This is a genomic window from Spirillospora sp. NPDC046719 (assembly GCF_040645715.1).
In the GTDB taxonomy this organism is placed as follows: Bacteria; Actinomycetota; Actinomycetes; order Streptosporangiales; family Streptosporangiaceae; genus Spirillospora.
In genome coordinates this window covers 1-9429 of the sequence record NZ_JBEYYT010000373.1, presented here as the reverse complement: position 1 = coordinate 9429, position 9429 = coordinate 1, and the positions used below count along the sequence as shown (strand labels likewise).

Genomic DNA, 9429 nt, shown 5'->3' with positions numbered 1-9429 from the left:
CAATCAGTGACGGTCGAGCTTGAGGCCGCGTCCACCATGGAACTGGTGAACGCGCTCTCAACCATCGCCACTGAACTCGCATCGCGAGAAGCCCCCGAATCGGCGGCCGCGTCCTTGGAACTCACCGAAACCCTCGTGGCCGCGTGCGATATGCAGGAAAGCGCGCTCGCCGGATTCATCGCCCGAGTCGACGCCAGCGGAGAACAGGCCCGGTGGGGATATCCCTCCACCCAAGCGTGGCTGCGCTCGAGTTTGGGAATGCGCGACAGCCGCGCCAAGGAACGGCTGACTCTTGCCCGGCAGCGCCACCGCCTGCCCCACGTTTCCGCCGCGCTCGCCTCCGGCGACTTGTCCTACGGCTACGCCACCACCGTCGCCGACTCGGTCGCCCGCCTCGACGACACCGACTGCGCCGAAGTCGAGACAACGCTGTTGGGAATGGCCGATCAAGGCTTCTCGGCCGGGAAGGTCGCCGCGTTCGGCCGCCGCATCCGCGACCTCATCGCCGAACGCGACAACACCGAAGACGCCCCCGACGAGGACACCAAACGCGGCTACGACAAGTCCTGGCTCACCACCACCAGATCCCTAGACGGCGGCCGCTACGTCAAAGGCTGGCTGAACCCCGAAGACACCGCCATCTGGGACGGCACCCTCGCACCGCTGGCCAAGCCGGCCGGACCAGACGACCGCCGCGACCTCCCCGAACGCACTGCAGCAGCACTGTCCAGCGTCCTCTCAGGCGGACACAAGGCATCGAAGGTCACCGTCATCTGCGACCTGGAGACGCTCACCGGAGGCAACGCCCCGGCTCGCCTCACCGACGGCACCCCGATCCCCGCCGCACAAGCCCGCCGCATCGCCCTCTCCGCCGGAGTCTCACCCCTGCTCCTCGGACGCGGGAACACCCCGCTCTACCTGGGCTACCGCGAACGATTCGCCTCCGCAGCACAACGCCAAGTCCTCGAAACGCTCTATCCCTCATGCGCAGTACGCGGCTGCGAAATCCCCGGGACGCTGTGCGAAGTCGACCACGTTCACGGATGGGCGCTTGGACGATCGCCCACCGACATCGACCAACTCGCACTCACCTGCGGATGGCACAACCGCTTCAAACACACCGACCCCGACCAGATCCACATCACCAAAGATCAGGACGGGCGATACATCTACCGGCTACTCCCACCAGCCGACACGCGAGACACGAGCAGGGCCGGGCCACCGGGCAGCACCGGCCCACCCGACACCCCGACCCTCGACTGGGCCGCTTGACCGCACTCGTCCATGCCCTGCGCCGGTCCACCCGGCCGCAGGGTTATGGGCGGGTGGCCACCAGCAGATCGACTAGGTAGGCCTCCTCGACCGTGTCGTCCGGGAGTGCCTCCTGTAGCCGACGGCGTTCCTCGACGCGGAAGGCATGCCTGCGGGCCTCGCTGAGGACGAGGAACGCTGAGCGGCTGGTGATGTTGGCCAGGTGGGTGTCCAGAGGAACCACGCGGTTCCAGCGCATTTGACGGCGTGCGACGCGCAGACCCGTCAAGCCCGCCAGCCGGATGGCCTCGCCGTCGTCGGGACGGACGGTCGGCTTCGGTTCCGTCCCGCAATGCCGTGCGATGCGCTCGTGCTGCGCGCGGATCCACGGCACGTCGAAGGCCGTGGTGTTCCACCAGATCGCTACCGCGCCGTCGCGGCGCAGGACGCGAAGTGCCTCGGGGACGGCGCGGGCCGGGTCCGTCCACTGCCACGACTGCGCGTAGGTGATGAGGTCTTGTGAGTCGTCGGCCAGCGGGAGGGCGTTACCGTCGCCGCGTACGACCGGCACGTCCGGGAGGGCCCTGCGGCACTCGGCGGCCATGGCCTCACCGGGTTCGACGGCGATGACCTGGGCGTCCCTCGCGCGCAACAGCGCGGTGGCGATCCCGGTGCCCGCACCGACATCGGCGACCCGGGCACCGGCCAGCGGACGACCCGCGAGTTCCTCGATGGCGTCGAAGAGCTGTGGCGGGTAGGAAGGTCGGCTGGCCGCGTACTGGGCGGCGGCCCCATTGAACGACTCGGCGCGGGAGCTGGCGGTCATGTCCCCATCATCGTCCCGCACGGACACCGGCCGATAAGGGACCAACCGCCCTCACCGTTCCGCCGACGCTTCGCGCCGTTATCCACACGGGCCAGCGGAGATCCTGTGCAGCGGGCCGCGCCTGGGTCGGTCCCTGGGATGGCGTCGGGGTTCTGATCGACTTGTTGTGAGCTGATCACATGGCGTCACGTAGTTCGGCTCGTGTGACTGTGGAGAGTTGTCGGGTGTTCTGGGTCATCTCGCGTCGGTGGCCGTGGAGGAGGTAGCGGCGGACAAGAGCAGGGTGCGTACGACGACCACGCATTGCGCCTGTCCATGCTGCGGCTCTTTGTCGAGACCGCGTCACGGCAGCTACCGGCGGACCTGGCGGTGGCGGGGTATCCCGGCGAGCTCCAACTCGCTGCTGTGCCTGGTGCGCAGGCTCCCGGACAAGACGCCGGTCAGGCACACCGTGCCTGACCTGGCCATTCGGGCCAGCGGAGACCCCGCCCTCAACATGAGCCACGAACTCACCGCGTGCCCCGGCTCCTCGCCAGCCGCCCAGACCGCCCCGGACTCTGCGACGCAAGAACCTGCTGGCCCGCTGCCAATTCGACATCGTCGCCGACTGTGTCGCCTCGTTGATGGCCGACCGCGAAGGCCACCGGCCCGGCTCGACCAGGCCGATGCCACCGACATTCCTCCGCTGCACAGCCTCGTCCGAGGAATCCGCCACGACTTCGACGGCTATGGACCACGCCGACTGGACGCCCCGTGTTCCTGGCACGGAAGTCGGCCAACGCATAGTGATCAGCACGGGCCATCGTCCGAGGGTGCCGAAGCGGCACCCGTACGTTCCTAGCGAGTGGAGCAGGGCGCTTCGCTGGTGGGGGGCGAGGTTCAGAGCTCCGCGACCGGTCTTCGGACCTCGGTGACTGCGGCCGGCTCCCGGGAGTTGGATCAGAACCGGGCGTCGTTGCAGCAGCCGTCCGCGCAAGGGCTGGATCCGAGGACGATCCGCACGGCGATCGACGTGCTCAAGGCCGAGGGGATGGCCGGGGCACCTCCGTCAAGTCGGCCGAGTAGGACTGAGCGCGTCCGAGCACCGGGTCTGGCGTGCGGTGAAGGCTCGGTGGAGGGGGAGCGTGGTGGTGGCCACGAAGAGGCCGAAGAGGGTGATGGGCAGGAGGCCGACGGGGCGCCATAGCCAGTTCGGGTCGTCGCGCAGGTGCGGCCAGTCGGCGATCCAGTTGGCGGTGACGTCGGCCGCCATCACCGCGGCCGCGAGTGTGACGCCTGCTGGGCGCGTGCGGGCCAGTAGGACGACCACCAGCGGGTCCAGGACGACCAGTGCCGTGAAGAACACCTGGAGTACGGCTGGGGCGAACGCGTAGGCGTGGATGCCGCTGTGAGCCAGGTCCCAGATGTGCGCGCATGTTCCCTCGGCGAACCCGATCAGGTAGACGCCCAGCGCGCACCTCACCCGCCACCGCACGGTCCGCACCCTATGCCCGTCTCGCGGGGGACGTGGATGGCCCGTGCGGGGGAGGTGGGCGGGTCGGTGCGGGCGGGAGCGTGGGGGCATCGCGAGATCAGGAGGAAGCGGTGTCCCGGAAGTTCACGATCAAGGCCGCGGTGATCGCGGCGCTCGTCGCCCTCATCGCCGGGGCGATGCTGGCCACCGGGTCCGGTGAGCCGGCCGCGCACGCGCTCGGGGCCGTCCGATGACCGCCGTCGGGACGCGGGGGCCGGTGCCGCGCTGGGCGGACCGGGCGGCGCAGGCGACGATGTGGTGCGCGCTCCCGTCCGGGATCTGGCGGATCCTGTTCGGGCTCGGCCTGCCGGCGGGCTTCACCGGTTCGCAGGACCCGGCGAACGGGCCGTGGTTCGTGCTGCCGTACGTGATCGCGTTGACGGCCCTGTCGGAGACGATCGCGTTCCTCAGCCTCGGGCTCGTCCGGCCGTGGGGCGAGGTCTGGCCGCGCTGGGTGCCGTTCGTGGCCGGGAGGCGGATCCGGCCGCTCGCCGCGATCGTCCCGGCGTCGCTCGGCTCGGCGGCGCTGATCTGCCTGTGGACGCCGATGGTCTTCGGTTTCTCGAACACCGATCCGGAGATGCCGCACGGCGCGAAGGCCGTGATCCTCTACGTCTGCTACCTGCCGTTGGTCGCCTGGGGGCCGCTCCTGGCGGCGGTGACGGCGGCGTACGCCGTCCGCCGCCGCCGACACGGGTGACGCCGTTCCCATTCGTCCAAGACCTGGGTGTCCCGGGCGCATAGCGTCGAGGCACGGATCGAACTTCTCTGGAGCCGCTCATATGTCCGTTCGCCGCGTCGTGCCCAATATCCGCTCCGAAGCCGCGGGAGAGAACCGCGAGTTCTACGGCCTGCTCGGGTTCGAGGTGGTCATGGATCTCGGGTGGGTCATGACGCTCGCCTCCCCGGACATCCCGGGCGCGCAGATCAACGTCATGTCCGCGGACAGGACGGCGCCGGTCGATCCGGACATCAGCGTGGAGGTGGACGACGTCGACGCGGCGTACGCGGCCATGCGGGCGCGGGGCGCGGAGATCGTGCATCCGCTGCGGGACGAGGAGTGGGGCGTGCGGCGGTTCTTCGTCCGCGACCCGGACGGACGGGTGATCAACGTCCTCGCGCACCGCTGACGCGGGGCCTGTCAGGCGGGCTTGTGGCGCCGGTAGTGGCGGGCGACGCGGACGCGGTTGCCGCAGCGGGCGGCCGAGCACCAGCGGCGGCGCGGGTGGGCGGGCAGGAACAGCAGGACGCAGTCGTCGGCCTCGCACTGCCGGATCTTCGTGACGGACGGGTCCGCGAGGAGGTCGGCGGCGGCCTCGGCGAGCCATCCGGCGAGCCGCGCGCCGGGCGGGCCGGTGCGGCGGCGTGCGGCCGTGACGGCCGAGCCGTCCCAGGTCAGCTCGGTGATGGCGGGTGCGGCGCGCTGGGCGTCGTTGAGCGCGGCGAGGTCGGCGCCGGCGGGACGCTCACCGTGGCGGGCGCGTTCGACGGCGTTGGCGACGCGCTCGCGTACGGCGTGCACGGCTCGTACATCGTGTATGTCGAGGGAGTCGGCGCCCGGGAGCCGGGCGGCTTCGAGTTCCAGCCAGGCGCGCAGGTCGTCGGGGGTGGCGAGCAGGTCGCCGGCCGTGGTGCGGGTGTTGACGAGGTCGAGGGCGAGGGGTTCGCCGGTCAGCGGGACGACGTCGCTCATGATCCTAATGCTACATGCGCTGGTTGACCCGTTAGGCAACCCTTGGCTATAACTAACGCATCTTCAGCGGAGAGAGGCGTTAGACATGACGGTTCCCACGCTCGCGCGGACGCTTCACCGGTACCTGGACGTCGACGGCGTCCGCGTCTTCTACCGGGAGTCGGTGCCCGAGCGCGCCGGTGCGCCCGTGCTGCTGCTCCTGCACGGGTTCCCGTCCGCGTCACACCAGTTCAGGCGGCTGATCGACGTGCTGGGCGCCCGGTACCGGCTCATCGCCCCCGACTACCCCGGCTTCGGGCACACGCGGGTCCCGGACGGCTTCACGTACTCGTTCGACCGGCTCGCCGACGTCATCGAGGGCTTCGTCGAGCGGCTCGGGCTGTCCCGGTTCGTCATGTACGTCTTCGACTTCGGCGCGCCGGTCGGCTTCCGGCTCGCCGAGCGCCGCCCGGAGTGGATCGCGGGCCTGATCGTCCAGAACGGCAACGCGTACGCCGAGGGCCTGTCGGACGCGGCCCGCGGCTTCATCGCGCTGCGTCCCGGCCGGGACGGCGCCGAGGAGACGATCCGCGCCCTGCTCACCCTGGAGGGGACGCGCGGCCAGTACGAGACGGGCGTCGCCGACACCGAGGTGGTCGCGCCCGACGGCTGGACGCTCGACCAGCACTTCCTCGACCTGCCCGGACGCAAAGAGGCCCAGGTGGCGCTGGCGTTCGACTACCACGCCAACGTGGAGCGCTACGGCGCCTGGCAGGCGTGGCTGCGCGAGCACACCCCGCCGACGCTGATCGTGTGGGGCCGCGGCGACCCGTTCTTCACCGAGCCGGGCGCGCGCGCCTACCTGCGCGACGTCCCGGACGCCGAGCTCCACGTCCTCGACACCGGCCACTTCGCGCTGGAGGACCGGCTGCCGGAGATCGCGCCGCTCGTCGCGGGCTTCCTCGACCGCGCCTGGACGTGATGCGGCCGCCCCGGCGTCAGACGATCGGGCGGTTCTTCCGGATGCGGCGGCGGACGTCCCACAGGTAGACGTTGAACGGGAACGCGCGGAGGGGGCGGGGCATGGCGCGGTTCGTGGCCGCCATCAGCCGGACGAAGCGGTCAAAGCGGGCCTGGTCGCGGGGCGTCCACGGGAAGCCGAGCTCGTCGCGGAAGGGGGCCGGCAGGAACCCGAGGGTGAGGAAGCGGTGCGGCCGGCCGAGCGTCCACCGCACGGGGGCGGGCAGGAACCGCAGCTCGGTGAGGTCGCGGAGGTAGCCGCGGGTGACGTCGTCCATCTCGATCTTCTTGAGGGACGCCGTCCAGTACTCCTCGAAGGCGGCGCGGTCGGCGGGCCACATGTCCTCGGTCATCTGGAGGGTGGTGCCGAAGCGGGCGCCGTGCCGGTACAGCGCGTCGATCTGCTCGGGGGCCGGGTCGCCGTAGAGCATCGTGTAGATCATCTCGGTGCCCCAGTAGAGGCACGCGGCCACCCAGAGCTGGAGGTCGCGGTCGAAGGCGTTGTAGGGGACGGGCTCCTTCGCGCGGACGTGCTTGTGGGCGCGGTTGACCTCGCGGCGCATGGCGAGGCGCTCGTCCTCGTCGCCGAGCATCGCGACGGCGATGTAGCTGAGGGTGGTGCGCCCGCGCTTGACGGGGTGCTTGTCGACGCGGCCGCTCTCCACGGTGCTCTCGGCGACGCCGTGCCCGACGGGCAGGCGCGACAGCTGCATGACGACGTTCGCGGCGGCGGCGGACAGGGCCATGCCGGAGATCGCGTCGAGGACTATCGTCGGGGGACGGTCCGTGGACGTGGCGGTCGCGGTCATCCGGTCCTCACTCCTGGTACAGAGAAGCGATTTCCGTATCACTGTGCCATCTGTAAGCGAGCACTTGCAAGGGCGCCCGGCGAACCGGACGCCCCCGCCGGTCAGGCGTACGGATCCTCCTTCCGCAGCACGCGTTCCGAGAACTCCTTGAGCGCGTCCAGCGCCCGCATGTACGGCACCGGCCCGAACGACACGCGCGCGGCTCCGGCCTCCGCCACCTGGGCGAGCGACGAGCCGGGGAAGACGTTCACGTTCACCGGCCCCGGAATGCCCTTGACCAGCGCCGCCACCGCGTCCGGCGGCGCGGTGATCGGGTAGACGCAGTCCGCGCCCGCCTCGATGTAGAGCCGGCCGCGGGCGATCGCGGCGTCCACCGGGTCCGCGACCCCGCCGATGAACGTGTCGGCGCGCGCGTTGATCACCAAGGCGTCGCCGGCCGCGGCGCGGACCGCGGCCAGGTACTCGGCCTGCTTCTCCGGCTCGGCCAGCTTCCCGGCATAGGTGTCCTCCAGGTTGCAGCCCGCGGCGCCGATCGCGAGCAGGCGCTCCACCAGCTCCTCCGGCGGCAGCCCGTACCCGGCCTCGGCGTCCACCGTGACCGGGACGGACGCGGCCCGGATCACCCGGCCGGCGGCGGCGAACATCTCGTCCGCCGGCGCGCCCTCGTGGTCGGGGTAGCCCAGCATCGCGCAGATCGCCGCGCTCGCGGTGGCGAGGGCGGGGAACCCCGCCTCCTGGACGATCTCGGCGCTCGCCGCGTCCCACACGTTCGGCAGCAGCAGCGGGTCGCCGGGTCGGTGCAGGTCGCGCAACCGGGCGGCGTTCTCGGACATCCGTCTCTCCTTCCGTCACCTGATCGGTCACCATTGGGACCGGATCGGGACGCTTTCCGTGACACATGCCCCGTCCGGCCGGGTCCGGCACCCGGCCGGCGGCGGTATCCGCGACCCTGGGGGCTGGGTTAGCGTCGAGATGGCCGAGTGGCCCGTGACACGAGGGAGTGCGCATGCTGCCGTGGTCCGCCGACTACGCCGGACGCCTTGAGGAGCACGTCGTCAGCAGCGAGCTGCTGCGCGGCAACCCGCTGAAGGACCCGCACGAACGCCCGCTGCTGGTGTACGTCCCGCCGGGCTACGACGACGAGCCGGACCGCCGCTACCCCTCCGTCTACGTGATCACCGGGTTCACCGGGCACGTCGGGATCTGGCGGAACCGGATGCCCTACCGGCAGCCGTTCCCCGAGACCGCCGACGCCGTGTTCGCGTCCGGCGAGGCCCCGCCCGCGATCGTGGTGTTCGTCGACGCGTGGACGGCGCACGGCGGCAGCCAGTACGTCGACTCGCCCGGCACCGGCAAGTACCACTCGTACATCTGCGACGAGGTCGTCCCCTGGGTGGACGCCCGCTACCGGACCCTGGACGCGCCCGAGCACCGGGCGATCAGCGGCAAGTCCAGCGGCGGCTACGGCGCGATGATCACGCCGATGCTGCGCCCCGACCTGTTCGGCGCGCTCGCCACCCACGCCGGGGACGCCCTGTTCGAGTACTGCTACCTGCCCGAGTTCCCCAAGTGCGTGCGCCACCTGCGCGCGTACGACGGCGACATCATGCGCTGGTGGGACGACTTCAACGCGCGGGTCTCGTTCACCAAGCCCGAGGACATGGAGCTGCTGAACGTCCTCGGCATGGCCGTCTGCTACTCCGCCCGGTCCGACGGCACGCCGGAACTGCCGTTCGACCCGGTGACGGGCGTGCTGCGCCCGGACGTCTGGGACCGCTGGCTCGCCTGGGACCCCGTCCGGATGGTGCCGGACCACGCCGCCGCGATGCGCTCCCAGCGGGCGATCTGGATCGACGGCGGCACCCGCGACGAGTGGTTCCTGGACATCGGCGCCGAGGCGTTCCACCGCGCGCTGCTGGACGCCGGGGTGTCCCCGGACGTGATCCACTTCGAGCTGTTCGACGCGGGCCACGGCGGCATCGACTACCGCTACCCGCTCGCGCTCGCCTGGCTCTGCCGGCGCATCGCGCCCTGACGTCCCGCCCCCGCGCAACGGCGTGCCCGCCCCTCCGGCGGGCACGCCGTTCTCGCTGGTCAGGTGGGCTTTTCAGTGTTTTCAGAGGGGCCGTTCACAGGGATTGAAAATCCAGTGGCCCATGGATTCGTTGACACCGGTCACCCGTCCGGCGAGCCTTTGGGCTGTCCACCGAGAACGTCCGCACCACCCCTCGCGCGACGCCTTCGACGACGGACGCTCGCGGATGCGGCCGTCCCCGCCCGGCCGTATCCGCGCCGCCGTATCCGGTGGCCGGCCGACCGCGCCGGGCCGGCCGCCGGC

Annotated in this window: 11 protein-coding genes; 6 read left to right on the top strand and 5 right to left on the bottom strand. The window is 71.1% G+C overall.

Going from position 1 to position 9429, the window contains the following annotated elements:
* A partial coding sequence (locus ABZ914_RS39575; RefSeq protein ID WP_500199659.1) for an HNH endonuclease signature motif containing protein occupies window positions 1-1272 on the top strand: 1272 nt, incomplete at its 5' end.
* Window positions 1273-1315: 43 nt separating this feature from the next.
* On the opposite strand, the gene ABZ914_RS39570 is transcribed toward ABZ914_RS39575, so the two are convergent.
* The gene (locus ABZ914_RS39570; protein WP_500199657.1) at window positions 1316-2077 is read right to left on the bottom strand and encodes a class I SAM-dependent methyltransferase; all 762 of its coding nucleotides are present in this window, start codon (window positions 2075-2077) and stop codon (window positions 1316-1318) included.
* 1048 nt (window positions 2078-3125) lie between these two features.
* Entirely contained in the window at window positions 3126-3551 is a 426-nt protein-coding gene (locus ABZ914_RS39565; RefSeq protein WP_500199655.1) for a hypothetical protein, read from the bottom strand.
* Between the two features lie 110 nt (window positions 3552-3661).
* Between ABZ914_RS39565 and ABZ914_RS39560 the strand changes: the two genes are divergently transcribed.
* The 3 genes from ABZ914_RS39560 (at window position 3662) to ABZ914_RS39550 (ending at window position 4720) form a co-directional block, all read left to right on the top strand.
* Window positions 3662-3784: a hypothetical protein gene (locus ABZ914_RS39560; RefSeq protein WP_433241519.1), complete on the top strand. Its 123-nt coding sequence runs from the start codon at window positions 3662-3664 to the stop codon at window positions 3782-3784.
* Entirely contained in the window at window positions 3781-4290 is a 510-nt protein-coding gene (locus ABZ914_RS39555) for a hypothetical protein (RefSeq protein ID WP_500199653.1), read from the top strand. Before ABZ914_RS39560 ends, ABZ914_RS39555 begins: the two co-directional genes overlap by 4 nt.
* Before the next feature lie 82 nt (window positions 4291-4372).
* Entirely contained in the window at window positions 4373-4720 is a 348-nt protein-coding gene (locus ABZ914_RS39550; protein ID WP_500199651.1) for a VOC family protein, read from the top strand.
* A gap of 11 nt (window positions 4721-4731) precedes the next feature.
* Here ABZ914_RS39550 and ABZ914_RS39545 read toward each other — a convergent pair whose 3' ends face one another.
* On the bottom strand, window positions 4732-5283 hold the full coding sequence (locus ABZ914_RS39545; RefSeq protein WP_500199649.1) for a CGNR zinc finger domain-containing protein: 552 nt from the start codon (window positions 5281-5283) through the stop codon (window positions 4732-4734).
* 85 nt (window positions 5284-5368) lie between these two features.
* On the opposite strand from ABZ914_RS39545, the gene ABZ914_RS39540 reads away from it, so the two are divergent.
* A complete protein-coding gene (locus ABZ914_RS39540; protein ID WP_500199648.1) occupies window positions 5369-6244 on the top strand; it encodes an alpha/beta fold hydrolase in 876 nt (291 codons plus the stop codon).
* 16 nt (window positions 6245-6260) lie between these two features.
* Here ABZ914_RS39540 and ABZ914_RS39535 read toward each other — a convergent pair whose 3' ends face one another.
* Window positions 6261-7091: an oxygenase MpaB family protein gene (locus tag ABZ914_RS39535; protein ID WP_500199647.1), complete on the bottom strand. Its 831-nt coding sequence runs from the start codon at window positions 7089-7091 to the stop codon at window positions 6261-6263.
* Between the two features lie 101 nt (window positions 7092-7192).
* A complete protein-coding gene (locus ABZ914_RS39530) occupies window positions 7193-7924 on the bottom strand; it encodes an isocitrate lyase/PEP mutase family protein (RefSeq protein ID WP_500199645.1) in 732 nt (243 codons plus the stop codon).
* Between the two features lie 173 nt (window positions 7925-8097).
* Here ABZ914_RS39530 and ABZ914_RS39525 point away from each other — a divergent pair, with 173 nt between their 5' ends.
* The gene (locus tag ABZ914_RS39525) at window positions 8098-9126 is read left to right on the top strand and encodes an alpha/beta hydrolase (RefSeq protein WP_500199643.1); all 1029 of its coding nucleotides are present in this window, start codon (window positions 8098-8100) and stop codon (window positions 9124-9126) included.
* The last annotated feature ends 303 nt before the right edge of the window (window positions 9127-9429 follow it).